Origin of the sequence: Brevundimonas vesicularis, from assembly GCF_044807075.1 — a bacterium.
GTDB lineage: Bacteria > Pseudomonadota > Alphaproteobacteria > Caulobacterales > Caulobacteraceae > Brevundimonas > Brevundimonas vesicularis_G.
This window is the reverse complement of sequence record NZ_CP085234.1, coordinates 352805-377904: the sequence shown is the minus strand read 5'-3', so window position 1 is coordinate 377904 and position 25100 is coordinate 352805. Positions and strand designations below refer to the sequence as shown.

21 protein-coding genes and 1 tRNA gene are annotated in these 25100 nt (G+C 66.8%); 11 read left to right on the top strand and 11 right to left on the bottom strand.

The features are described from left to right. Positions 1-45: 45 nt before the first annotated feature. The 3 genes from LG306_RS01810 to LG306_RS01800 all read right to left on the bottom strand — a co-directional run bounded on the left by LG306_RS01810 (position 46) and on the right by LG306_RS01800 (position 2150). On the bottom strand, positions 46-495 hold the full coding sequence (locus tag LG306_RS01810; protein ID WP_404417649.1) for a hypothetical protein: 450 nt from the start codon (positions 493-495) through the stop codon (positions 46-48). A gap of 79 nt (positions 496-574) precedes the next feature. Continuing rightward, positions 575-1348, bottom strand: a complete 774-nt coding sequence (locus LG306_RS01805) for a metallophosphoesterase (protein ID WP_404417646.1) — start codon at positions 1346-1348, stop codon at positions 575-577. A gap of 13 nt (positions 1349-1361) precedes the next feature. Then, positions 1362-2150 carry a hypothetical protein gene (locus LG306_RS01800; protein ID WP_404417643.1) on the bottom strand — a complete coding sequence of 263 codons (789 nt, stop codon included), beginning with the start codon at positions 2148-2150 and terminating at the stop codon, positions 1362-1364. Between the two features lie 117 nt (positions 2151-2267). On the opposite strand from LG306_RS01800, the gene LG306_RS01795 reads away from it, so the two are divergent. Continuing rightward, a complete protein-coding gene (locus LG306_RS01795) occupies positions 2268-4406 on the top strand; it encodes a response regulator (protein ID WP_404417640.1) in 2139 nt (712 codons plus the stop codon). 173 nt (positions 4407-4579) lie between these two features. Then, entirely contained in the window at positions 4580-5629 is a 1050-nt protein-coding gene (locus LG306_RS01790) for a ribonucleotide-diphosphate reductase subunit beta (RefSeq protein ID WP_112862969.1), read from the top strand. A 56-nt stretch (positions 5630-5685) separates the two neighbouring features. Here the strand turns inward: LG306_RS01790 and LG306_RS01785 are convergent, their stop codons facing one another. Next, positions 5686-6186, bottom strand: a complete 501-nt coding sequence (locus LG306_RS01785; RefSeq protein ID WP_404417636.1) for a hypothetical protein — start codon at positions 6184-6186, stop codon at positions 5686-5688. Positions 6187-6331: 145 nt separating this feature from the next. Here LG306_RS01785 and LG306_RS01780 point away from each other — a divergent pair, with 145 nt between their 5' ends. Beyond that, positions 6332-6595, top strand: coding sequence for a hypothetical protein (locus tag LG306_RS01780; protein WP_017505042.1), 264 nt, complete (start codon positions 6332-6334; stop codon positions 6593-6595). 5 nt (positions 6596-6600) lie between these two features. On the opposite strand, the gene LG306_RS01775 is transcribed toward LG306_RS01780, so the two are convergent. Together LG306_RS01775 and LG306_RS01770 are read right to left on the bottom strand one after the other, a co-directional pair. Beyond that, positions 6601-8088: a sensor histidine kinase gene (locus LG306_RS01775; protein ID WP_404417633.1), complete on the bottom strand. Its 1488-nt coding sequence runs from the start codon at positions 8086-8088 to the stop codon at positions 6601-6603. Then, positions 8085-8834, bottom strand: a complete 750-nt coding sequence (locus LG306_RS01770; RefSeq protein WP_404417630.1) for a TVP38/TMEM64 family protein — start codon at positions 8832-8834, stop codon at positions 8085-8087. Before LG306_RS01770 ends, LG306_RS01775 begins: the two co-directional genes overlap by 4 nt. 126 nt (positions 8835-8960) lie before the next feature. Between LG306_RS01770 and rpmH the strand changes: the two genes are divergently transcribed. The 4 genes from rpmH to yihA are packed head-to-tail and all read left to right on the top strand — an operon-like array spanning position 8961 to position 11973. After that, positions 8961-9095: a 50S ribosomal protein L34 gene (gene rpmH, locus LG306_RS01765; protein WP_003164000.1), complete on the top strand. Its 135-nt coding sequence runs from the start codon at positions 8961-8963 to the stop codon at positions 9093-9095. A gap of 30 nt (positions 9096-9125) precedes the next feature. Then, positions 9126-9530 carry a ribonuclease P protein component gene (rnpA, locus tag LG306_RS01760; RefSeq protein ID WP_404417627.1) on the top strand — a complete coding sequence of 135 codons (405 nt, stop codon included), beginning with the start codon at positions 9126-9128 and terminating at the stop codon, positions 9528-9530. After that, positions 9527-11323, top strand: coding sequence for a membrane protein insertase YidC (yidC, locus tag LG306_RS01755; protein WP_199060097.1), 1797 nt, complete (start codon positions 9527-9529; stop codon positions 11321-11323). The genes rnpA and yidC overlap by 4 nt, the downstream gene beginning before the upstream one ends. Then, positions 11320-11973 (top strand): ribosome biogenesis GTP-binding protein YihA/YsxC, encoded by a 654-nt coding sequence (gene yihA, locus LG306_RS01750; protein WP_055809369.1) that lies wholly within the window; start codon positions 11320-11322, stop codon positions 11971-11973. The genes yidC and yihA overlap by 4 nt, the downstream gene beginning before the upstream one ends. 96 nt (positions 11974-12069) lie before the next feature. Here yihA and LG306_RS01745 read toward each other — a convergent pair whose 3' ends face one another. Next, positions 12070-14934: a M16 family metallopeptidase gene (locus LG306_RS01745; protein WP_404417622.1), complete on the bottom strand. Its 2865-nt coding sequence runs from the start codon at positions 14932-14934 to the stop codon at positions 12070-12072. Between the two features lie 190 nt (positions 14935-15124). On the opposite strand from LG306_RS01745, the gene LG306_RS01740 reads away from it, so the two are divergent. After that, positions 15125-16363: an argininosuccinate synthase gene (locus LG306_RS01740; protein ID WP_404417619.1), complete on the top strand. Its 1239-nt coding sequence runs from the start codon at positions 15125-15127 to the stop codon at positions 16361-16363. Here the strand turns inward: LG306_RS01740 and LG306_RS01735 are convergent. From LG306_RS01735 to LG306_RS01725, 3 genes are read right to left on the bottom strand one after another with little or no spacing between them, the layout of a single operon-like run. Next, positions 16360-17661, bottom strand: coding sequence for a PQQ-dependent sugar dehydrogenase (locus LG306_RS01735; protein WP_404417616.1), 1302 nt, complete (start codon positions 17659-17661; stop codon positions 16360-16362). The two genes, LG306_RS01740 and LG306_RS01735, sit on opposite strands and share 4 nt — an antisense overlap. A gap of 43 nt (positions 17662-17704) precedes the next feature. Beyond that, positions 17705-19024 (bottom strand): acetyl-CoA hydrolase/transferase family protein, encoded by a 1320-nt coding sequence (locus tag LG306_RS01730; RefSeq protein WP_404417613.1) that lies wholly within the window; start codon positions 19022-19024, stop codon positions 17705-17707. 55 nt (positions 19025-19079) lie between these two features. Then, positions 19080-19856 (bottom strand): phosphatase PAP2 family protein, encoded by a 777-nt coding sequence (locus LG306_RS01725; RefSeq protein ID WP_404417610.1) that lies wholly within the window; start codon positions 19854-19856, stop codon positions 19080-19082. A 279-nt stretch (positions 19857-20135) separates the two neighbouring features. Here LG306_RS01725 and LG306_RS01720 point away from each other — a divergent pair, with 279 nt between their 5' ends. After that, positions 20136-22019 carry a ribonucleoside-diphosphate reductase subunit alpha gene (locus LG306_RS01720; protein WP_404419618.1) on the top strand — a complete coding sequence of 628 codons (1884 nt, stop codon included), beginning with the start codon at positions 20136-20138 and terminating at the stop codon, positions 22017-22019. A 216-nt stretch (positions 22020-22235) separates the two neighbouring features. After that, positions 22236-23042, top strand: coding sequence for a lipid A-modifier LpxR family protein (locus LG306_RS01715; RefSeq protein ID WP_404417607.1), 807 nt, complete (start codon positions 22236-22238; stop codon positions 23040-23042). A 4-nt stretch (positions 23043-23046) separates the two neighbouring features. Here the strand turns inward: LG306_RS01715 and LG306_RS01710 are convergent, their stop codons facing one another. After that, positions 23047-24801, bottom strand: coding sequence for a gamma-glutamyltransferase family protein (locus LG306_RS01710; protein WP_404417604.1), 1755 nt, complete (start codon positions 24799-24801; stop codon positions 23047-23049). Positions 24802-24945: 144 nt separating this feature from the next. On the opposite strand from LG306_RS01710, the gene LG306_RS01705 reads away from it, so the two are divergent. Next, positions 24946-25022, top strand: a tRNA-Arg gene (locus LG306_RS01705). The last annotated feature ends 78 nt before the right edge of the window (positions 25023-25100 follow it).

Below are 25100 nucleotides of genomic sequence, written 5' to 3'. Positions count from 1 at the left end.
GCCCTCGGCCGCCCCGTCTCAAGTGAAATCGCGGTAAGGCGCGGCCTACTGCGGCTGAGCCGGGGCTGCGGCGGCGGCCGCGTCGATCTTGCCTCGGACTTCCGCAGGGATGCCCTTGATCTGCTGAATCGCCGGCGCGAGCTGCTCGGGTGTCGCTCGGCCGCTGCTGACAGCGAACGTCTGGACGTCTTCGGCGAAGGCGTCGACCTGGGGCTGATATTTGGCTTCGATGGCGTCCAGATCGGCCTTGGCCTTGGTCTTGTCGGCTTGGGCTGCGGCAGCCTGCATCTCGCTGGCCATCGTCTCCATGACCTGACCGAAGGCTTCCGCCTTGGCTTCGAAGGCGGCTTCCTCGGGGCTGTCCGCCTCTTCGGCCGGTTCAGGCGCCGGAGCGGCTTGGGGCGCTGGAGTAGGGGCGGCGGCCTGACCGGCGGCGAAGGCGGGGGTGGTCAGGGCCAGGACGGCGACGGTCGCGGCGGAAGACAGAAGGCGCATCGGAAACTTCACGACGGGCCGACTTGCGGCCCCCAACGAGGCTGCATCCCAGCCCCGGCCGCACCCTCCTACAGTCCGATCAGATTTCAAAGACCCGATAGGGTTTGTCGCCCAGGGTCTTCAGCACCGGCAGGGCGACATTGTAGACGGGCGTGCCCTTGGTGGTGCGTCCCTCCGATCCGCCGCGATGCGCGTGGCCGTGCACGACCAGGCGAACATTGTCATAGCGGTCGATGGTCTCGGCCAGGCGCGACGACCCCAGGAAGGCGTGGATTTCGGGCGGCTCGCCCATCACCGTCTCGACCACGGGCGCATAGTGCAGCAACACGACCGAGCGTTCGGTGCGCAGCATGCGGATCGAGTTTTCGATAAGATTGGCGTCCTCGACGGCCTCCTGCACGAAGCGTTTGATCGAGGCCTCGCCGAACGAGGAAAGCATGTAGCGGCCGAAGCCGCCGACGAACCCCTTGCCGCCCGCAAAGCCGACGCCGTCGATCTCATAGGCCTCGCCGGTCAGCATCTTGACCCCGGCGTCGGTCAGCATCTTGGTGACGACCTCGGGCTGGCCGCACTCGTGCTCGTGATTGCCCAGCACGCCGACCATCGGAATCTTGCAGAGCTTGAGATCCTCAAGCAGCCGCTCGACCTCGGGCGTCTTGCCGTAATTGGTCAGGTCGCCGCACAGGCACAGGACATCTGCGTCGTCCGACACCCGCTCGAACAGGTCGCGATAGCGATGCTCGGTGGTCTCGCCGACATGCAGATCGCCGACGGCGGCGACGCGCAGCGTCTTGGCGGGGCCGGGCTCCAGGCCGGGCTGGATCGTCTGGGGATCGGGGACGGCGTCAGTCATGGCGGCTTACCTTTCAGTGGCCCAGGTGGACGGGGTCGTGGCGTTCCTCCAGCCCCTTGCCGACCACGTCGCCAAAGCCCCATTCGGCGACGTCGGCGACATAGTCGCGCGGGCTGAACAGGCGGCCGCGACAGACCTTCACGCGCGGCGCCGGAAGGTCGATCTGGGCCGTCAGCCGCTGGACCAGCTCTTCCATCAGCCAGCGCGGAATCCGGTCGCGCTCGGTCGGATAGGCGAAGCGGAAGTTCAGCAGATGCGCGGCCAAGACCTCCCAATAGAGGTCCATCTGGTCCAGCAGGCTTTTCCAGTCGATGGCGTCGGACTGTTTCAGGATGACGTGGTTCACGTCCGCCCCGTCATAGCGGTATCGGTCCTGAATGAAGACCTTGGACAGGATCAGGGCCGTGGGCGGGGTGATCTGGACCTGATGGCCATAGACGGTGATCCGATCCTCGCTGAACCAGCTGTCGGACACGGCGATGGTGCCGTTGGACATGGCGAAGATGACGTCGAAGAAGTGTCTCTCGTCCTTCCAGACCTTGGCGATCCAACGCTCGTCCTCGACGTCGGTGCGGTAGCCGTGCTTCTGGAAGAAGGCCAGGATGCGCGGGTAGTCGCCGGGCTTGCAGAAGACGTCCAGATCCTTGGTCGGACGCCGGATGCCGGTATAGGCCGTGACCGCATAGGTGCCCGACAGCAGGAAGGGGATGCCGCTTTCCTCGAGCAGGCGCAGGCTCTCTTCATAAAAAGCCAGGGCGTCCGCCGGCGGCTCGAAGGTCGGTTCGGCGATTACGTCTGACATCGGCTGGGGCCCTTTGCTGGCGAGGGCGAGTAAACGGCGACGCTGAACGGCGGTTCCGCAATTCTACCTAGCTGGGCCGCTACGGGATCCTTAACCTCTGCGTGTCACCGTTGCGTCATGGGACTGAAGGGGGTGGACGCAGCAGGCGGGCGCTGGCGGTTTTTCCGTCACGAGGCCGGTCGCGCGGCTGGGCCGTCGCCCTATACCTATGTGGCGCTGTTCATTCTTTGTCTGGCGATCGGCAAGTGGAGCATGCACGCCTTCGGCGCCACCGTGCTGTGGCCCGCGAACGCGGTGCTTCTGGCCGCCGTCCTGCAGCTTCATCGTCGTCAGGCCGTCGGCGTTATGGTCGCCTGCGCCGCTATCAATCTGACCAGCAACGTCCTCCGCGGCGATCCCGGCTTGATGATGTTGACCAATGTCATGTTGAACATGACGCAGGTGTTTGTCGCCGTTTTGTTGGCGCGCCGGTTCTGCGGCGCCGCGCTGGACATGCGCCGGCCCTGGCGGCTGTTCCGCTTCGCCTTCTTCGCCGCCGCACCTTCTGTTCTGCTCTCCACCCTGCTGGCGGGCGGCGTCGTCATCCTGATGAGATGGCAGGTGCCGGGAGCGCTCGGCTTCCGCATGCACCACCTGTTCGACATGGAACTGCTGGCGATGATGATCGTCACGCCGTCCCTGCTGCTGCTGGCGCGCAATCACCGTTTCCGGGATGACGCCAAAGCCAGCCTGGTCGAGACGATGGCGATCATGACACTTGTCGGCGGCGTCACGCTTTTCGTCTTCTCGCAGACAGCCGCGCCCGTCTTGTTCGCGATCTTCCCGCCTCTGATCCTGCTGGCGTTCCGTTTGGGTCCGCCGTTGACGGCGGCTGCGGTGATGGTGGTCGCCGTGATCGGCGGGATCGCCACGCTGAGCGGGCATGGGCCCATTGTGTTGACCAAGCTGACGCCTGACCCGGTGCTGGACGCCCTGCCGCATGTGATGCGCCAGATGAATGTGTTTCATCTGTTCCTGCTGTGTGTCGTCGGGTCAGTCCTGCCCATCACCACCCTGTCGACGGAGCGTCGGCGGCTGACGGCGCGTCTGCGGGCGCGCACGGCGGCGGCGCTGGACGCCCTGGCTCGCGTCAAGGCGGCTCGCGCCGTCAAACAGCGGTTCCTGGCGATGATGAGCCACGAAATGCGAACCCCCCTGACCGGCGTGACCGGCTATGCGGATCTGCTGTCGCGTCACCCCGGCTTGGACGTCGAGGGCCTGCGTCAGGTAGACGCCATCCGTCACTCCGGCGAGACCATGCTGCGTCTGGTCGAGGATTTGCTGGAGATTTCCCGCGGCGGCGCCGAGGTGACGCTGAAGGCCGTCGACGTTCGCCATTTGGCCGAGGAGGCGGTAGCCCCGTCCCGTGAATGGGCCATGGTCAAGCGACTGGCCTTCAGCTTGACCTTGACGCCGCAGGCCGAAGGTCTGGCGATGGTGGATGGGCGCCGCCTGCGTCAGGCTCTTCACCACCTGGTCAACAACGCGGTCAAATTCACCAATCGGGGCGAGGTCGGTGTCCGCATCGACCGACACGATGACCATCTGGTCTTCGTCGTTTCTGACACCGGTTGCGGTATGGACGAACAGACGCGCTGCGGCGTCTTTCACCTGTTCGAACAGGGCGACGCCAGCACCAGCCGCGCGCATGAAGGCGCCGGCGTCGGTCTGGCTCTGGCCAAGAACCATATCGAGTGTCTGGGTGGGGCCGTCGAAATCGACAGCACTCACGGCCAGGGCTCGATCTTCACCCTGACCGTCCCGGCCGAGGTGGTCGAGAGGGGCGACAGCGACAGTGGAGCGCCGCTGCTCAGCCGTCGTACGCGTGTGCTGATCGTCGATGATCATCCGGCCAATCGCAATCTTCTACGCATCATGCTGCAGGCGGCTGACTGCGACATCGCCGAGGCCTGCGACGGGCGCGAGGCGGTGAACGCTGCCTCGGCCGAGGCTTTCGATCTGATCCTGATGGATGTGCGCATGCCGGTGATGGATGGTCTGGCCGCCACCCGCGCGATCCGCGCCCTTGCCGATCCCGCCAGCCAGACGCCTATCCTGGCGGTCACCGCCGAGGCCATGCCCGAAGACGCCGCGCGGTGCCTGTCCGCCGGCATGGACGGTCATCTGGCCAAGCCGGTGACCCAGGCCAAGCTTTACGCCGCCATCGACGAGACGCTGAGCGAGGCCGCGTCTCGCCTGGACGCCCAAGCCGCCTGAGCCATCGAGCGCGGCTTCATCCCCAGGCCCGTCCCCAGAAATGTGCGGCACGGACACAACATCTAGCGGTTGAGATAAATTGTGATCGCAACATAGACCTATTTTGGCTTGGCGCCGACGCCTTCAAATCGCATGGTGAATGCGTCTTCAGATTCGCCCTCAGGTCCAGTTCGATGAACGCTATCACTCCGATCATCCTCCCCGAGCGCGCCGGTCTTCTGACGCCGTCGGCCGCCTACAAGCCGTTCCGCTATCCGTGGGCGTTCGACATGTGGAAGAAGCAGCAGCAGGTCCACTGGATGCCGGAAGAGGTGCCGCTGGGCGAGGACGTCAAGGACTGGGCCTCGACCCTGAACGACGGCGAACGCAACCTGCTGACCCAGATCTTCCGCTTCTTCACCCAGGCGGACATCGAGGTTCAGGACAACTACATGGAACGCTACGGCCGGGTGTTCAAACCGACCGAGGTGAAGATGATGCTGGCCGCCTTCGGCAATATGGAAACGATCCATATCGCGGCCTACGCCCTGCTGCTCGAGACCATCGGCATGCCCGAGAGCGAGTTCGGTGCCTTCATGGAATATGAGGCCATGCGGGACAAGCACGACTACATGGGCCAGTTCGGGGTCGATTCCGACGCCGACATCTGCCGAACCCTGGCCATGTTCGGCGGGTTCTCGGAAGGCGTTCAGCTGTTCGCGTCCTTCGCCATGCTGATGAACTTCCCGCGCCAGAACAAGATGAAGGGCATGGGCCAGATCGTCTCCTGGTCGGTGCGCGACGAGAGCCTGCACTGCGAAGGCATCATCAAGCTGTACCACGCCTTCAACAAGGAGACGGGCGCCGTCACCAAGTCGGTCGCGGACGACATCGTCGACTGCTGCAAGACGGTAGTGAACATGGAGGACAAGTTCATCGACCTGGCCTTCGAGATGGGCTCGGTGAACGGCATGACGCCCGAGGACATCAAACAGTACATCCGCTTCATCGCCGACTGGCGTCTGCGTCAGCTGAAACTGCCGGAAGTCTATGGGGTGACGGAAAACCCGCTGCCCTGGCTGCAGTCGCTGCTCAGCGGCGTCGAACACGCCAACTTCTTCGAGGCCCGCGCCACCGAATATTCCAAGGCGGCGACGCAAGGGAACTGGCACGGCGCCGACGGCGTCTGGACCGAGTTCGACCGCATGATGGCGCGCCGCGACATGAGCCTGGTCGCGGGCTGAGCCCTTCTGCCTAGACTCGCGGGCGGCGTTCGCTCGCCGTCGCGAAGCTGGCCAGCTTATTGGGCCGGCTCGACCCAGGCGGGGCGCGCCGTGCAAGCCTGACGGAAGCCTGTGCGGCATAGTCGCACCTGTTCCTGCCAGGCGGCATAGTCGCGGTCGTATTTCTCCTGCGCCAGACGCGCCGTCTCTGCGGCGGCGCGCGCCTGTTCCTCGGCCTGGCTGACCTCGATCTGATGACGGGCCAGGGCGGCGTCGTAGTTCAGCCGGTTGTCGGCGTCGGTCTTTTCGGCCAGGGCGTTCTGGGCGGCGATCTCGTCGTTCAGAGCGCGGGTGGTGCGCAGTTCCTCTTCGGTCTGCTGGGCGTCGCTTGCGCGATGATAGGCCTCGCCCCGCGCCTTCAGCAGGGCGTCGCGACTGGCGGGATCGGCCGGGTCGGGCAGGGCGCGCTGATCGCGGTAGGGGTCGGCGGTCGCCGGCGCCGTCGTCGTCTGGGCGGTGACGGGCGCAGTCAGGGCGGCAGCCAGCAGGGCGGCGGCGACGGCGGTGCGAACGATCATGACTGTCTCTCCCGAGGCCGAGGCGTCCTACGCAGCTTGGCCATTGTGATCCTGCTGCACAACGCCGCAGCGATGAAAAGGTGGCGAAAGGCGCCGCTTCGCGTCATGGTCGTCTTCTCCCGACGCAGCCCATCCGAGAACACCGATGATCCTCAGCACCTCGTCTGGCGACTTTCCCATCCCCGCCGATGTCGCGCGTCGGTTGCCGAATGTGCCGGCCTTGCCTGACGTCGCCGCCGCCAACGCAAAGGTTCAGCTCGAAAACTTCCGCCATTGGCTGGACGCATCGCCCGACCATGCCATCAATTACGAGCGGTTGCGTCGTTGGCATCTGGTTCAGGAGGAACTGGCAGCCAGGGCAAAGGCGGAGAGCCGCCCCTTTGTCGTCTCGGACGACGGTCTGGAATAGGCGGCTCAGCCCGGCAGGCGCAACTCGAACGCGGCGCCCTGACCATCCGTCTCGACCAGACGCAGGTCGCCGCCGTGAAGGGCGGCCAGCTCGCGCGAGATGGTCAGGCCCAGGCCCGAGCCGTCCGAGCTTTTTGAGCTGACAAAGGGTTCGAACAGGCGTTCGGCCAGACGCGGCGGAATGCCGGGGCCGTCGTCGGCGATGCGCACGACGCAGAAGCCGTCCTGACCAAAGGCGCTGACGGTGATGGCGCCCTTGCCGCGCCGCTCGGGCGGACGCGTGGGGTCGGCCTCGATGGCCTGACGGGCGTTGCGCATCAGATTGACCAGGATGCGATACAGCTGATCCGGGTCGGCTTCGACGGCGAACCGGGGCGGCAGCTGTTTGACCAGGCGCACGCCGTCGGGATCCAGCCCGGCGTCCTCGGCCGCCAGGGTCAGGGCCTTGGTCAGGACGACGCGGGTCTTCTGGGGCGCTGGCTCCTCGCTCTTTCCGTACTCCAGCACATTGCGCGACAGGCCGGCGGCGCGGCTGAGCGCGCGCTCCAGCCGGGGCAGGGCCTTGGCCACTTGGGGGTCGGCGGAGGTCGCCAGCCGCTCGGACGCCATCTGGGCCGAGGTCAGCATGTTTCTCAGGTCGTGGTTGATCTTGGCCACCGCCTCGCCCAGCGCGACCAGACGGGCGCGAGAGCGCAGGGAATGGCGCACCTCCTCCTGCATCCGGCTGAGTTCGCGCTCGACGCGGCCGATCTCGTCGTGGCGATCGGACGGCGCCTCGGCCTCGCTCTCGGGGTCGGCGGCGAACCGCTCCATCGAGCGGGTGACGCGACGCAGCGGGCGCAGCACCAGCAGGGCCAGACCGCCATACAGCAGCGCGCCCGCCGTCACCGACACCAGCAGGGACACCAACAGACTGTTCAGCAGGAAGGCGCGCAGTTCCAGCTTCAACGGCTGGGCGGGGGTGACGATCTCGATGAAGTCGCCCGAGCGATAGCGCGGCTTGGCCTGAACCCGCAGCGAGCGGTCCGGATGGCCGAACAGGGTGCGCCACGGGTCGGTCAGGCGCGACCAGCTGTCCTGACGCCTCAGGTCGATCAGTTCGGGCGCGCGGGGCAGGTTGGGGGCCTGAAGCAGCAGGCGGCGCACGCCTTGCTCTGTCAGGGCGACCGCCTGAACCCCGCCGATCCGCATCAGCTCGGCGGCCGTGTCGTCCTCGACCGCGCTATAGGGCAGGGCTTCGACCCCGACCGAGGCCAGTTCGGCGGCCTGGAGCCGGTCGCGCAGCCAGCGCTCATGGAAGGCCGCCAGGTTCGGCCCCAGGATCAAGGCCTCGACCGCGAGGGTGAAGGCGACGGTCAGCAGCAGCAGCCGCGCCGACAGGCCGTCGGGCGCCCTTGGATTCAGGGTCGGGGGCGTCAGGCGCTCGCGCCAGAGACTGGCCTGGTCCGGCGTCAGGTTCAGCCGCGCCGCGATCCGGTCGAACAGGGCGCTCATGCCGCCGTCGCCCCGATCCGGCGGGCGCGGATCATCTGGAACAGCTTGATGCCGATGGGCAGCAGCAGGGACAGGAAGACCACGCCCATCAATGGCCAGAAGAACTGTTGCAGCAGCATCGACAGGTCCGGCCGCACGCCCGCGCGCAGCAGGTCGCCCAGCTGCGATCCGATCCAGGTGTAGATGAAGGTGGACGGCAGCAGTCCGATGAAGGTGGCGATGATGTAGGGTCTCAGCGGCACCGCCATCATCCCCGCCGTCGCGTTGACCAGGACGAAGGGCACGCTGGGGATCACGCGCAGGGTGAACAGGGTGGTGAAGGCGTTGCGGTCGATGCCCTTGGCCAGCCGATCCATGAAGCCGGCGTCGGCTTCGAACTTGGCGCGCAACCACGAACCGATCGAGGTGCGATAGACATAATAGATGACGACCGAACCAATGGTGGCCCCCGTCGACTGGGCCAGGGCCCCGACATAAGGGCCGAACATCATTCCGCCCAGCAGGGTCAGGAAAACGGGTCCGGGAATGGTCGAGGCGGTCGCCAGGGCGTAGACGGCGATGAAGGCGACCAGCGCGATCCACCAGTTCTGTTGCGCATAGGCCTGAAGGTTCAGCCCGTGCTCGCGGATCAGATCCATCGACAGATAGCGGTTCCAGCCCAGGGCGAAGAAGGCGATCACCAGCCCGGCGATGGCCGCCAGCGGCGCCAGCCGCAGGGCCCATTCCTTCGCCGTTCGTTTCGCCATCCGTTTCATCGTCCCGAAATGCCGTCCGAGCGTTGACTCACGCGGACATGCGACTTATACGCCCGCCCTTCCTGCGGCGGACGCCTCTTGCCCCGTCGCCCAACCTTTTAACGTCAGGAGCCGACCGTGAAGCGGACCTATCAGCCGTCGCGACTCGTGCGCAAGCGCCGTCACGGCTTCCGCAGCCGGATGGCCACCAAGAACGGCCAGAAGATTGTTGCGCGCCGTCGCGCCAAGGGCCGCAAGCGCCTGACGGCGTAAGCGGCTTACGCGTCCGGATCTTTTGGACGCATGAGCGACCCTTTACAGATCAAGCGTCTGTTGCGGCGGCCCCAGTTCCTGGCGGCCGCCAAAGGCGTTTCCGAGGCGCGCGGCGCCGTGGTGATCCAGCGGCTGGAGCGTGGCGACGGTTCGCCGCACATCGGCCTGGGCTTCACCGCCACCAAGAAAATCGGCGGGGCGGTTCAGCGCAACCGCGCCAAACGCCGTCTGCGCGAGGCCGCTCGGGCCATGCTGGCCCAGCATGGCGTGCCCGGAAGCGACTATGTCTTCATCGCCCGCATGGGCACGACCGAGCGTGCGTGGGACCGTCTGCTTGACGACGTGAAATCGACGCTTACAAGGCTGGCGACACCTAGGGCCAACAGGCCTTCGCCCGCCCGCGCCCCCTCCGGCCAGGACCGCCAGAATCCATGAAAAACGAAAACACGCGCAACACGATCATCTTCATCGTGTGCTCGGTCCTGATCATGGGGATCTACTATTTCGCCGTGCTGCGTCCGCAGGCCGAGCGTCGCGCCGTGCAACAGCAGGCCCAGGCTGAGCAGTCGCAGACCGCCGATAACGCCGCGCGCACGGCGCTGAGCCCGCAGGGCCCGACCTTCGTCACCGACCGCAGCCAGGCGCTGAGCACCGCCGCGCGGGTGCCGATTCAGTCCGGCACGCTGAAGGGGTCGCTGTCGCTTCAGGGCGGCCGGATCGACGACCTGTTCCTGACCGACTACCGCGAGGTTCAGGACAAACCCCAGCCGGTGGAGCTGTTCCGCCCGCAGGGGATGCAGAACGCCTATTTCGCCCAGTTCGGCTGGACCGGCCCCAATGTCGCCGGCGGCGTGCCCGGACCCAATACCGTCTGGCGCCTGACCAACGGTTCGACCCTGACGCCGACGACGCCGGTCACCCTGACGTGGGACAACGGCCAGGGCCTGCGCTTCACCCGCGTGATCTCGGTCGACGACAAATACGTCTTCTCGGTGCAGGACACGGTCCAGAACCTGGGCACGCAGGCGATCACCATCGCCCCCTACGGCAGCGTCCAGCGCCAGGGCGTGCCGCCGGCAGCCGGCTCGTCGCACATCGTCCACGAGGGCGCGATCGGCACCTTCGGCAAGCCGGGCGACTACCGGACCGAGCAGAAGAAATACAAGGACTGGCTGAAGGAGCCGCGGATTGAGAACGCCTCGACCGGCGGCTGGCTGGGCATCACCGACAAATACTGGCTAGCGGCCCTGCTGCCCCAGCAGAACGAGGCGGTCGAGACCGAATTCCGCGTCCGAGACCTGAACGGCGCCCAGCAGCTGGAAGCCAATGTCCTGGGCACCACCCGCACGATCCAGCCCGGCGCCACCGCGACCGAGACCCAGCGCCTGTTCGCCGGGGTCAAGCGCGCCGAGGTGCTGAAATCCTATGAGCAGAGCCTGAACCTGCCGCGCTTCGTCTATGCGATCGACTGGGGCATGTTCTGGTTCCTGACGCGTCCGATCTTCTGGATCCTGGAGAACGTCTATGGCCTGGTTGGCAGCTTCGGCGTCGCCATTCTGGCCCTGACCGTCATCGTCAAGCTGGTGATGTTCCCGCTGGCCAACAACGCCTACGCCTCGATGTCCAAGATGCGGAACCTCCAGCCCAAGATGGAGGAGATCAAGAAGAAGTTCAAAGACGACCCGCAGAAGCAGCAGCAGGAGACGATGGCCCTGTATCAGCGCGAGAAGATCAATCCGGTCGCCGGATGCCTTCCGCTGGTGTTGCAGATCCCGGTCTTCTACGCCCTGTACAAGGTGCTAACCGTGACCATCGAAATGCGTCACCAGCCGTTCCTGGGCTTTATCCATGACCTGTCGGCGCGCGATCCGTCGTCGATCTGGAACCTGTTCGGCCTGATCCCGTGGGATCCGGCGATGGCGCCCCTGATCGGCGGCCTGTTGGCCGGCCCGCTGCACCTGGGTCTGCTGGCGATCGCCTATGGCCTGACGATGTGGCTGCAGACGGCGATGAACCCGCCGGCGGCCGATCCCGTCCAGCGCCAGATTTTCCAGTTCATGCCGCTGCTGTTCACCTTCATCATGGCGCCGTTCGCGGCGGGCCTGCTGATCTACTGGGCCTGGTCCAACATCCTGACCATCCTGCAGCAGTATGTGATCATGCACCGCTACAAGGCCGAGAACCCGATCGATGCGTTCTTCGCCCGGTTCAAGAAGTCGCCGGCGTGATCGACGAGACCGAGTTCACGCCCGAGGACATCGAGGCGGCGCGCGTCCTGTTCGCGCGGCCTGCGACCTTCGTCATGGGCGCGGCCAAGATCGAGCAGCTGCCCGACCCCGACCTGCCTGAAATCGCCTTCGCCGGGCGCTCCAACGTCGGCAAGTCCAGCCTGATCAACGGGCTGGTGGGCATGCACAAGCTGGCCCGCGCCTCGAACGAGCCGGGCCGCACGCGTGAGGTCAACTTTTTCGACCTGGACGGCCGGATGCGGCTGGTCGACCTGCCCGGCTATGGCTGGGCCAAGGCGTCCAAGACTACGGTCAAGAAGTTCCAGGATCTGGGCCGCGACTATTTGCGCGGCCGGGTGACGCTGAAGCGGGTCTATCTGCTGATCGACAGCCGCCACGGGCTGAAGTCGGTGGATACGGAGGCGCTGGATGCGCTCGATCTGGCCGCCGTCAGCTATCAGATCGTTCTGACCAAGGCCGACAAGCTGAAGAAGGGCGAGGGCGAGGCCGTGCAGGCCGCGACCCTGAAGGCCATCTCCAAACGCCCCGCCGCCTTCCCGGTGGTGGCCCTGACGTCGTCGGAAAAGGGTCTCGGTCTGCCGGAACTGCGCGCCGAGATCATGCGCACGACGGGCGCGACGCTGGACTAGCGGCCCTCATCGTCGGGTCACACCCGAGCATGACGGCAAAAAGAAAAGGCCCGGAGATCGCTCTCCGGGCCTTCATCGTTGTGGTCTGTCGTCGCCCTATTGGGCGGCGGGGGCCGCCGCGCGGACCTCAACGGGGATGCCCAGGGCGTCCAGTTGTGGCTTGACCACCGAGGCGTCGCCGACCACGACCCAGACGAACCTGGACGGGTCGATGGCTGCCTTGGCGGCGGCGTCCAGCTGGGCTGCGGTCAGGGCGTTGGTGCGCGCCGCGATGGTTTCCGGATAGTCGTCCGGACGGCCCAGCAGGGCGTTGGAGCGCATGGCGCCCAGGACGGCGGCCGAAGTCTCGTAGCTGCCGGCCAGGCGGCGGGTGTTGCCGTTGATCGTGCGTTGCAGCTCCTCGGGCGTCACGCCCTTGCCGCCTGACAGGAAGTCGTTGAACTGCTGGTTCAGCGCTTCGATGGCCGGGCCGGTCTTGTCGGCCTGGACCGGGGCGGTGATCAGATAGGGCACGCGTCCGGCGAACGGATTGACCGAGGCGTTGACGCCGTAGGACCAGCTCTTGGTCTCACGCAGATCCGAGTTGATGCGCGACAGGAAGTCGTTGCCGAGCACGTTGTTCGCCGCGTTCAGCACCAACAGGTCGTCGGTGCCCGACAGGCCCAGGACCTCGCCGCCCATGATGTAGGACTGGGGCGATTGCGGACGGTCGATCAACACGATCTTGGGCGTCACGGCCGGGATCGGGGCCGAGAAATCCTTGACGGGCTTGGCCGATGCGGGCGGGACCCATTGACCAAAGGCGCTGTCCAGGATCGGCGTCAGCTCGGCCAGGGGCCGGTCGGAGACGATGAACAGCTTGGCGTTGTCCGGGCGGATCCACTTGGCGTAGTCGGCGCGGATGTCGGCGTCGGTGATCGCCTTGACGCTGGTCTCGTCGCCGGCGCCGCTGAAGGGACGGCCATAGGGGCTGTTCGGGCCATAGATCAGCTCGGGCAGGGCGCGGTTGGCCAGGGCGGCCGGCTGGGTGCGCTCGGCGGCGATGCGCGACAGGCGGGTGGCGCGAAGGCGCTCCAGCTCGGCCGGGGCGAAGGCGGGATTGCGCACCACCTCGGCCATCAGATCTACCGACGGCTTCAGGTTCGGCGTCACCGCCGACAGCTGGACGAGCGAGCTGTCCATCGTCGCGCCGGTGGTGATGGTCGCGCCCAGGGCTTCTTGCGCCTCGGCAAGCTGCGTGGCGTTCAGGGTGCGGGTGCCCTCGTCCATCAGGTCCAGCATCAGGGTCTGCAGGCCCAGTCTGGACCGGTCGTCGGCGGCCAGACCGGCGTCGAAGTCGAGCGCGATCTTCGTCGTCGGGGTGGCGTCGCGCTGGGCGTAGATCACCTCCATGCCGTTCGACAGGCGGGTGCGCTCGACGGCCGGGAAGTCGACGTTGGCGACCTGACCGATCTCGGGCTTGGGCATGCGCGGCTTGCGCTCGATTTCCGGGGCCGGGGTGCGGTTGGCGCCGGACGGCGCGGCGGCCGCCTCCTGATAGGCTTCGCGCTGGCCAGGCAGGGTGGTCAGCGTATAGGCCGGACGGGTCAGCCACTTCTGCATCGCCGCCTTGACCAGGGCCGGCGTGACGGCGGTGTAGGCGGCCAGCTGCTTCTTGTAGAACTCCGGATCGCCGGCATAGAGTTGGCCTTCGGCAAGCGCCGTGGCTTTGCCGCCGAAGCCGCCGACCTGTTCCAGGCCCTGGATGCGGCGCGAGGCGTATTGGGTGACGACGCGGTTGATCTCGTCCTGCGTCGGGCCGTTCGCGATCAGGCCGTTCAGGATTTCACGCATCCGCGCCTCGACGGCGGCGGGGTCTTCGCCCGGCTTGATCGTGGCGCTCATCTCGAAGATGCCGACGCGGTGGAAGTCGCTGTTGTTGGCGGTGACCGAGACGGCGGTCTGCTCGCCGCGCACCAGTTCATTGTCCAGGCGTGAGGAGGCCAGGCCGCCCAGCACGGAGGCGGCGACGCTGAGCGGGACGGAATCCGGGTCCAGCATGCCCGGCACGGCCCAGCTGACATCGATCTTGGCGTTCGACACCCGGTCGTGCGTGGTTTCGCTGAGCGGGGCGGACAGGGTCGGGACCGGGGCCTGGGCGGGATTGTTGACCGGACCCTTGGCGATCGGGCCGAAGTACTTATCGGTCAGTTCACGCGCCTTGGCGGGCGTGATGTCGCCGGCCAGCACCAAAACGGCGTTGTTGGGGCCATAGTTGGAGGTGAACCAGTCGCGCACCGTCTGCATCGAGGCGGCGTCCAGGTCGGCCATGGAGCCGATGGTCGAGTGGCGATAGGGGTGGCCTTCGGGGAAGAGCGCCTCGAGTTGCTTGTACTCGTTCAGGCCATAGGGCTGGTTGTCGCCTTGGCGCTTTTCGTTCTGGACGACGCCGCGTTGCAGATCGAGCGTCTCCTGGCTGATGGCGCCCAGCATGTAGCCCATGCGGTCGCTTTCCATGAACAGGGCCTGTTCCAGCGCGGGGGTCGGGACCGTCTCGAAATAGTTGGTGCGGTCGAAATAGGTGGTCCCGTTCATGTCGGTCGCACCCATGTTGCGCATCGGCGTGAAATAGCTGCCGGGCGCATTCTCGGACCCGCCGAACATCAGGTGTTCGAACAGGTGGGCGAAGCCGGTCTTGCCGGCCGGCTCGTCCTTGGAGCCGACGTTGTACCAGACCGAGACGGCGACGACGGGGGCCTTGTGGTCCTCATGGACCAGGACGGTCAGGCCGTTGTCGAGGGTGAACTTGGTGTAGGGGATGTCGACTTCGTTGATCAGCTCAGACACCGGCGCGGCCTGGATGGCGGGCGCGGCGGCCTGACCAGAGACTTGGGCGGCGGGAGCCGGCGCCACGGAGGCCCAAACAGGCGTGGAAACCGCCAGAAGGGCGGCGGCGGCGACGAGAGAGCCAGTGCGGCGCATGCGATATCCTCGGGATTGCGGTTGGTTCGGACCATACCGCCGGTCCGCTGGCTGGCAACGCGACCAAATGGAACATGACGAAAGGTTCATGTTCTCCCCCGCGCGACCCGGAAAAGGTTGCATCGCCGGACCCCCGGTCTTATGCGCGCGTCAACTCCCCGACTGACCGCCCCTTGCTGAAAGAGCCGCCATGTCCGCCCCCGCCGACAAGCCCGTCAAGAAAGTCGTCCTCGCCTATTCGGGCGGGCTGGACACTTCGATCATCCTGAAGTGGCTCCAGACCGAATATAACGCCGAGGTCGTGACCTTCACCGCCGACCTGGGCCAGGGCGAAGAGTTGGGCCCGGCGCGCGAGAAGGCGCTGAAGCTGGGCATCAAGCCGGAAAACATCTTCATCGACGACCTGCGCGAGGAGTTCGTGCGCGACTTCGTCTTCCCGATGTTCCGCGCCAACGCCCAGTACGAGGGCGACTATCTGCTGGGCACCTCCATCGCCCGGCCGCTGATCTCCAAGCGCCAGATCGAGATCGCGCGTCAGGTCGGCGCCGACGCCGTCTGTCACGGCGCGACCGGCAAGGGCAACGATCAGGTGCGCTTCGAACTGGGCTACTACGCGCTGGAGCCCGACATCCGCGTCATCGCCCCGTGGCGTGAGTGGGAATTCCGCAGCCGCGAGGCCCTGCTGGACTTCGCGGAGAAGAACCAGATCCCCATCGCCAAGGACAAGCGCGGCGAGGCGCCCTTCAGCGTCGACGCCAACCTTCTGCACTCCTCGTCCGAGGGCAAGGTGCTGGAAGACCCGGCGGTCGAGGCGCCCGAGTTCGTCCATCAGCGCACGATCAGCCCCGAAGACGCGCCGGACGTGGCCACCGTCATCGAGATCGGCTTCGAAAAGGGCGACGCCGTCTCGATCAACGGCGAGGCCATGTCGCCCGCCACGATCCTGACCGCCCTGAACCAATATGGCCACGACAACGGCATAGGCCGCCTGGACCTGGTTGAGAACCGGTTCGTCGGCATGAAGTCGCGCGGCGTCTATGAGACCCCCGGCGGGACCATCCTGATCGCGGCGCACCGCAGCATCGAAAGCATCACCCTGGACGGCGGCTCCATGCACCTGAAGGACCAGCTGATGCCGAAATACGCCGAGCTGATCTACAACGGCTTCTGGTTCTCGCCCGAGCGCGAGATGCTTCAGGCGGCCATCGACAAGAGCCAGGAAAACGTCTCCGGCACGGTCAAGGTCAAGCTGTACAAGGGCAATGTCTCGGTCATCGGCCGCGAAAGCCCCAACAGCCTGTACGATCAGGACCTGGTGACCTTCGAAGAAGGCGTCCAGGCCTATGACCACAAGGACGCGGCCGGCTTCATCAAGCTGAACGCCCTTCGCCTGCGCGTCCTGGCCAAGCGCGACGCGCGCAAGAGCTAGGGCGTCTTGTCCGACCGGGCGATCCTGAGGATCGCCCGGTTTCGGTCGTCCGTGACCCAGATCGACCCGTCGGCGGCGACGGCCAGCACGACCGGCGCGCCGCGCGGCTGGCGGCCTGCAACCGTGTCCCAACCCGGCGTCAGCACCTTGCCGCGTAGGCTCGGCGCGCCGGCGGGATAGGACAGGGCGCCGCGCGGATAGATTGCGTAGCGGCCGCCGATATCGGTCAGGGGGCGGCCCTCGCTGTCCGTCTCGGCCGCCACGATCCGGCCGCCCGCGCGACGATAGCCGTGCCAACTCATCAGCAGCCGGCCACGCAGTTCGGGGAACATCGCCCCGTCGTAATAGATCAGGTCCAGCGGCGCGGCGTGGGGCGGCAGCAGGGCGACCGGGCGGTCGCGCTGGCTGCATCGCGCCTGGGCCGCGCTCCAGCCCGGCAGGGGCGTCGCCAGATCGACGCAATAGGGCCAGCCGTAATGGCCGCCCCGACGCAGGACATTGATCTCGTCATAGGGATGGTCGGGCGTGGTCAGGTCGACCGAGTTCTCGCCTTGCAGGATCGTGCCCGACGGGTGCCGTACGAGCGCGATAGAGTTCCGCAGGCCCGAGGCGAAGACGGTGCTGTCCTCGGCCCAGCGGCCGTTGCCCAGATAGGCGTGACGCCGCACCTGGGCCGTCGCCGCGCTGTCGATGCAGGCGCCCGCCGCATTGACGCGCGCCCGGCCTCGCGCATCCACGCAGCGGTCGCTTGGGGCGCCGACATTGACCAGCAGGTCACCGTTCGCGTCGAAGACGAAGCTGGAAAGCGGGTGGCGGTTCGCGTGCAGTCGGTTGTCGGGTAGGTCGCCGATCACGGTCCGCACCGTCGCCGCCGGATCGGCCGCGTCGGGATCCAGCGTCAGAATGCGGTTCATCTCGGACACATAGATGCGCCCATCCGGCCCGCGCGCCGCCGTGTGCGGCATGCTCAGGCCTTGCGCCAGCCGTCGCCAGCGCGGTGCACCGTCGGGGCCGAACGACAGCCGCCAGATCGCGCCATTGCCCGGATACCAGTTGCCCAGATCCGTCACCAACCAGTCGCCATTGGTTAGCGCCAGCAGGCCACGCGGCATTCGCGGTCCCTCGGACCCCGCGCCCTGCCAGACCAGCCCCAGGCAATAGCCGGGCGCCATGCGCACGGTGGTCATTGGGCGGCCGCCGCAGTCGCCGTCGGTCGCATAGGCGCCCTGCGCCGCCCTCGCGCTGACAGGCGCGGTGACGAGCAGGGACAGCAGGGCCAGAAGGCGGACGGTCTTCATGACGCCAGAAGTCCCGACAGACGGCCCGAGATCAAGTGCGGGGTCAGATTAGGCCCTGCTCGCGCGCGGCCGCCGTCAGGCCGTCGCGAAACTCGGGCGCCGCCAGGGCGATCAGGGCGCGGGCGCGTTCGCTGGACGACTTGCCCTTCAGATTGGTCCAGCCGTGTTCGGTGGCGACGATGTGCGTGTCGTTGCGCGGGGTGGTGACCGGCCCGTCCAGACGCGCGACGATGCGAGAGGCCGTCCCCTTCGCCGCCGTGGAATGACAGGCAATGATCGACTTGCCGCCCTCCGATCCATAGGCGCCGCGCACGAAGTCCAGCTGGCCCCCGGCGGCCGTGAACTGGCGCCCGTTCAGAAACTCCGAGCAGCAGGCGCCGGTCAGGTCGACCTGAAGCGTGGCGTTGACCGAGATCATCTTCGCATTGCGCGCGATCACGGCCGGGTCGTTCACATAGGAGACCGGATGGGCCTCCATGCCGCGATTGCCGTCCAGGAATTGATAGGTGTTGGGGTCGCCCATCGAGAAGGCGAAGACGCCCACGCTCGGATGCAGGGTCTTGCGGGCATGGTTGGCCACGCCTGCCTGCATCAGCTCGACCAGGCCGGGCGTCAACATCTCTGTGTGAACGCCCAGATCGCGGTGGTCCATCAGGGCGTCGCAGACGGCGTTGGGCAGGGCGCCGATCCCCATCTGAAGCGTCGCCCCGTCCTCGACCAGGCCGGCGATGATCCGCCCGATGGCCAGGTCCGCCGTCTGAGGCTCCGCGCGCGGAACGACCAGCAGGGGCGCGGCATGTTCGACGATGCCGGCGACCTGGGACACATGGACGGTGCAGTCGCCAAACACGCGCGGCATGTGCGGATTGACCTCGACGATCACGGTCTTCGCCGTCTGCGACACCGGCTTGGCGTAGTCGGTGTTGGTGCCGAACGAGAAGGAGCCATCCGCATCCATCGGCGAGACAGTGCAGATCAGCGCATCCACCTTGACCTCGTCGCACAACAGGCGGGGCGACTGCTGAAAGCCCGTGGGGATGAACTGCACGGGGTTGGGGCGACCCTCCTCGTGCGCGCGCTGTTCCAGTCGGCGTTCGATGGCGCTGTGGAACAGGCTCCAGGGGCGGATCCGGTCCATCAGCTCATAGCGCAGAACCGTGTCACCCGCGATCGCGGTCGAGAGCAGATAGAAGAGGTTTACATCCTCGACCTCGCCGCGTTCGGCCCGTTCGGCCAGGGCCTTGAGCAGGGCGGGCGGCTGGGACACGCCGAGACCCATGGCGACCTTGGCGCCCGAAACGATCAGGGCGGCCGCCTGGTCGGGGGTCTTCAGGCGTTCGGCGTAGAGGGCGGCGTGGTCCATGGCGTGCGTCTCCGACATGTCTTCAGACTAGCCTGCCGCGAGGCGGATCGCGGGCCTAGACTTTGGTCGGGTCGGGGGCGGCTTCGATCGGGGAGGCTTCGTCCTGCAGCGCCGCACGGTGGCGCTTCTGCCAGCGCGCCACCCCATAGGCGACCAGCCACAGGGCCATGGCCCAGGCCGCGCCGACCGCCCAGCCGGCGAAGACGTCGGTGGCCCAGTGGGCGCCCAGATAGATGCGCGTCAGCCCGACCAGCAGGGCCAGCAGAACGCCGACGCCCAGCACGAAGACCTTGAACCGCTCGCGCGGGAAGGCGCGGGTCAGCATGACAGCGACGCTGAGATAGAAGACGGTGGACAAGAGGGCGTGGCCGGAGGGGAAGCTGGCGTTGATCGTCTCCACCGCCTGAGCGGCGGCAGGGGGGCGGGCGCGTTCGAACACGGCCTTCAGGCCTTCCGAGAGCGCGACGCCGCCGGCCAGGCCAATGACCAGCAGCAGGGACGACAGCCATTTCCGCTGGCTGAGCAGAAAGACGATCACGATCAGGGCGAACAGCCCCAGCACCGAGATGCCGCCCAGCGAGGTGATGTCCGCCGCCGCCTCCTTCAGCCACCACGGCCCCCACGGTCGGCCCGGATCGTCGGCATAGGGCCGCATCAGCGCCAGGACATGAAGATCAAAGGCCTGCCCCTCGCCCTCGGTCATCTCATCGGTGAGACCGGCGAAGGTCAGAACGCCGCCGGCGACGACCAGCAGGGCCAGAAGCGCGGCGATTTCCGTGCGGGCGACCGTCAGGGCGCGTATCAAAAAGGCGCGTAAGTCAGAAAGCGTCATGGGCGAGCCAACGGCCAAGCTGAGCAGTCGTTCCGATCACGCGTTCGTGATCATGCCGTCGCAGGCGCGTAAAACGGACGTGCTGGCTTGCACGCGGGCTTTTCCCCAGACGGCTGGGACTTGTCCGACCGATTCGCCCACAATGGTCGGCGTCAACCCGTTGACGGGTCATTAGGCATATGCGCCCTATATGTGGGCTCGGGGAGCGCAGAGGCCACAAGATGATGTGGTCGCGGCGCGGGCGGCTCAAACGACTTTTTGTTCAGGACGCAGATGACCATGGCTGGCGGCGAGGCATTGAAGACGACGGAATTCCAAGGCGTTGCGGCGACGCCGACGCCGGAGCGCCCCCACCTGACCGTGGTCAAATCGGTCCAGGTTGACCGCTCGCGCGACGATCTGCTGACCGACTTCGGCAAGAAGACGCTGGAAGATCGCTATCTGCTGCCGGGCGAAAGCTATCAGGACATGTTCGCGCGGGTCTCGACCGCCTTCTCGGACGACGCCGAACACGCCCAGCGCCTGTATGACTATATGAGCCGCCTGTGGTTCATGCCGGCGACCCCGGTCCTGTCGAACGGCGGCGCGGATCGCGGCCTGCCCATCTCCTGCTTCCTGAACGCGGTGGGCGACAGCCTGGACGGCATCCAGAACGTCTGGAACGAAAACGTCGCCTTGGCCTCGAACGGCGGCGGCATCGGCACCTATTGGGGCGGCGTCCGCTCCATCGGTGAAAAGGTGAAGGGCGCGGGCAAGACCTCGGGCATCATCCCCTTCATCCGCGTGATGGACAGCCTGACGCTGGCGATCAGCCAGGGTTCGCTGCGCCGCGGTTCGGCCGCTGTCTATCTGGACATCCACCACCCGGAAATCGAAGAGTTCCTGGAAATCCGCAAACCGTCTGGCGACTTCAATCGCAAGTCCCTGAACCTGCACCATGGCATCAACGTCACCGACGAATTCATGGAGGCGGTCAAGGTCGGCGGAACCTTCGACTTGAAATCGCCCAAGGACGGCGCGGTCATGAAGACCGTCGACGCCCGTTCGCTGTGGACCAAGCTGCTGGACATCCGCATGCAGACCGGCGAGCCCTATCTGATCTTCTCGGACACGGTGAACCGCCAGATGGCGCCGCACCAGCGCGACCTGGGCCTGAAGGTCAAACAGTCGAACCTGTGCGCCGAGATCATGCTGCACACCGGCCGCGACCACTTGGGCGTGGACCGGACCGCCGTCTGCTGCCTGTCGTCGGTGAACGCCGAGACGTTCCTGGAATGGCGCGAGGAGCCGCGCTTCGTCGAGGACCTGATGCGGTTCCTTGACAATGTGCTGGAAGACTTCATCCGCCGCGCCCCCCCCGCCATGGCCGCCGCCGTCTATTCGGCCAAGCGCGAGCGTTCGGTGGGGCTGGGCCTGATGGGCTTCCACTCCTTCCTGCAAGGTCAGGGCGTGGCCTTCGAAAGCGCCATGGCCAAGTCCTGGAACATGCGCCTGTTCAAACATCTGCGTCGCGAGGCCGACAAGGCCAGCCGCCTGCTGGCCGAAGAGAAGGGCCCGTGCCTGGACGCCGAGGAGCGCGGCGTGATGGAGCGCTTCAGCCACAAGCTGGCCATCGCTCCCACCGCCTCGATTTCGATCATCTGCGGCGGCACGTCGGCCGGCATCGAGCCGATCCCGGCCAACATCTACACCCATAAGACCCTGTCGGGCTCGTTTGCGGTCAAGAACCCCTATCTGGAGCGCCTGCTCGACGAAAAGGGCATCAACACCGAGGCGGTGTGGAGCTCCATTCTGGAGAACGAAGGTTCGGTCCAGCACCTCGACGCCCTGAACGAGGACGAAAAGGGCGTGTTCAAGACCGCCTTCGAACTGGACCAGCGCTGGGTGATCGAACTGGCCGCCGACCGCGCGCCGGAAATCTGCCAGGCCCAGTCGCTGAACCTCTTCATCCCCGGCGACGTGAACAAATGGGACCTGCACATGCTGCACTGGTCCGCCTGGGAGCGCGGCGTGAAGTCGCTGTACTATCTACGCTCCAAGTCGGTGCAGCGCGCCGCCTTCGCGGGCGCCGAGGACAAGGCCGAAGAGGCGGTAGATCCGAACCAGCCGGATCTCTTCTCCCTGCCCAAGACCGACTATGACGAGTGCCTGGCCTGCCAATAGGGCCATCTGCACCTAACGATCCGAAGGGCTCCGCGACAGCGGGGCCCTTTTTCATTTTGGAACCGCTGCTGGTCGTCCTCGTTCAAAAGCGACGAAACTATGACCAAAAGCCGTTGGACTCTCGCGCCTGCGGGTTGCAGTGTGTGTCCAGCGGATCGGTGGGGAGACCGGATGCGATTAAAGGCCTGTGTTGTCGGCTTGGGGAGCGTGTTGGCGATGGCCGGCGCGAGCGCCGCCTGCGCACAGGCCTGGGCGCCCAACGCCTTCGACGCCTCGCCCGATGTCGAGGCGCGGTTGACTGAACAGACGCGTTTTCGCGTAGCACCTGACGCTCGGTTCGGCGCCCAGATCGAAATCCCGACCGCCTTCCGTCCCGACGACCGATCCGGCCTGTTCGCCAGTACACGCAACGACGTCTGGATCGATCGCACCGACTTCACCGACCGGGTGACGCTGGAGACGGCCGGCCGTCTGCGCCGCGCCGACGGCTCGCCCCTGCCGGTCACGCCCGTCGACCGGGCCGAGCTGGACCCCGACGCCTATGACCTGCGCTATGTGCGCGGTTTCCGCGGCGCGCGCGGCCATACCACCTCGGGCCTGGAAGTCAGCCTGACGCCCCACGCAGGCCTGGGCGTCGGCAGCGAAGGCCGTTCGGCCGAGGCCGGGATTACGCTGAAGATCGGCGAGGGGCTGGATCGTCTTGCCCCGAACGGCCGCGAGCGGTTCGGCGAACGGCCGCGCTGGTATCTGTACGCCGCCGGATCCGGCCGGGCGGTCGGCTACAATTTCGCTCGCACGCGCGACGGCGACTATGCCCGTTCGGGCTACACCCAGGACAAGGGCAGCTTCCTGGGCGACGCCTCGATCGGAGTGGCCTATCGCAAGGGCGACATGCAGACCTCGTTCGGCGTCGTCTATCGCGAGATCGACGCCGGCAAGGGTCTGCGCGGCATGAACGGCCTGGACACCGACGTCAGCGAAGGCCTGCTGGCCTTCCAACTGTCGATCCGTCCCGGCCGCTGAGCCTTTAGCGAACCTCCGAGACCGCCACGCCCTCGCGTCGCGGATCGGCCCCGCCGTCCCAGCGCCCGTCGCGCCAGATCGCGCCATGCAGGCCCGAGGTCTCGGTAGCGTTGGGCTTGAGGGCCATGCCAGCCGCCGCCAGGGCGTCGCGAATATCCGGCGTGATCATGTCCGTATCAGCCCCGACCATCTCGCCCCGCACCACCAGATTGGGCAGGGCGATCGCCTCCTGCATCGACAGGTTCCACTCCAGCGTCCCGACCAAGGCCTTGGCGACATAGGCCAGGATGCTGGACCCGCCCGGCGAGCCGATGGCGCCGACCAGCCGCCCCTGACGATCCAGGATCAGCACCGGCGTCATAGACGAGCGCGGCCGCTTGCCCGCCGCCACCGCATTGGCGGCCGGATGCCCGTCCTCCAGCGGCGTGAAGGAGAAATCGGTCAGCTGGTTGTTCAGGAAGAAGCCGTCGACCATCCGGCCGTTGCCGAAGATGCTCTCGACCGTCGTAGTCATGCTGACCGCATTGCCCCAGGCGTCCACCACGACCATGTGCGAGGTGCCGCCCGGCTCGGCGGTCTGGTCGGCCCCGCGCGGCGGCGATCCCGTCGGGGCGCCGGCCTCGACCGGGCCGTTCACCTGAGGGGCCAGAGCCGCGCGCGACGCGACATAGGCGGGATCCAGCAGACCCGCGATCGGCACGCCGACGAAGTCGTTGTCGCCGATATAGCGGTCCCGGTCGGCGTACATCAGCCGCTGCAACCGCCCGAAGGCCACCCAGGCCTCGGGGCTGGTCGCGCCCTTGTCCAGATCCGGCGTCGCCTCGGCCATACCGAGGAATTCCAGCAGCGCGACGCCGCTGGACGGCGGCGGCGGTACGCAGATCACATAGGCCTGGTAGGGCCGGCACAAGGCGTCTCGGCGCAACGGACGATAGCCGGCGATGTCCGCCTCGGTCAGACCGCCGGGACGCGGTCCTTCGCGAACCGCCGCCGCGATGTCGCGCCCGATCGGCCCGCCATAGATGGCGCCCGGCCCCTGCTGTGCCAACCGCGCGACCGTGTCGGCGTAGGCCGGGTTCTTCAACGTATCGCCCGTCTGATATCGCGTGCCGTCAGGCTTGGTGAAATAGGCGCTGGCCCACCGCGTGCGCGCCTGCGGATTGCGCCCATTGATCATGCCGGCCAGACGCGGGCTGACCGTGAACCCGTCGCGCGCCAGCCGCTCGGCGTCCCCGAACAGATCACGCCAAGCCAGCTTGCCGTGGTCCTTCTGCGCCATCGCCAGCATGGCCACCGCCCCCGGCGCCCCGGTCGAGCGGCCCGACAGCACCGCGTCGATGAAGGGCAGGGGCTTGCCGTCTTCGTAGAACAGCTTGGGCGTCGCCGACGCCGGCGCCGTCTCGCGCCCGTCATAGGCCGTGACGGTTCCAGTCTCGGCGTCATAACTCATCAAGAAGGCGCCGCCGCCCAGGCCCGACGACTGCGGCTCCACCAGCCCCAGCACCGCTTGGATCGCCACTGCGGCGTCCACGGCCGATCCGCCGCGCCGGAGCACAGTCATCCCCGCCTCGACCGCCAACGGATTCGCCGCTGCGACGAACGGCCCCCGAGCGGGCGATGCGGCCGGCGACGGGGCCGACACGGCCTGCGGCGATGCTGTCGTCGCCGAGGGCGCGCCTTGGCTGGCTGTCGCGGTCTGGCATCCCGCCAGGAGGACGGGAACCAGCACGGCGGCGATCTGGCGACGGAAGAAGCGCATGGAAGATCCGAAAGCAGGGGAGCGTCAGACAGGCCTAAGCCGTCGCGGTCGCCACGCCAACAGCTTCAGACGCAGAAACTGCATTCCCCCGCTTGCGTCCGCCCGATCCACCGGCTAAAGACCCGCCCTCGCCGCAAGGCAGCCGCACCCGTAGCTCAGCTGGATAGAGCATCAGACTACGAATCTGAGGGTCGGGCGTTCGAATCGCTCCGGGTGCGCCATCTTCCTAGAAAACTTAAGCCTGCCACGGCGTCGCGTCCCTTTGTCAACGCTGCGCGCCCTTTGCGGGCCATCGATGG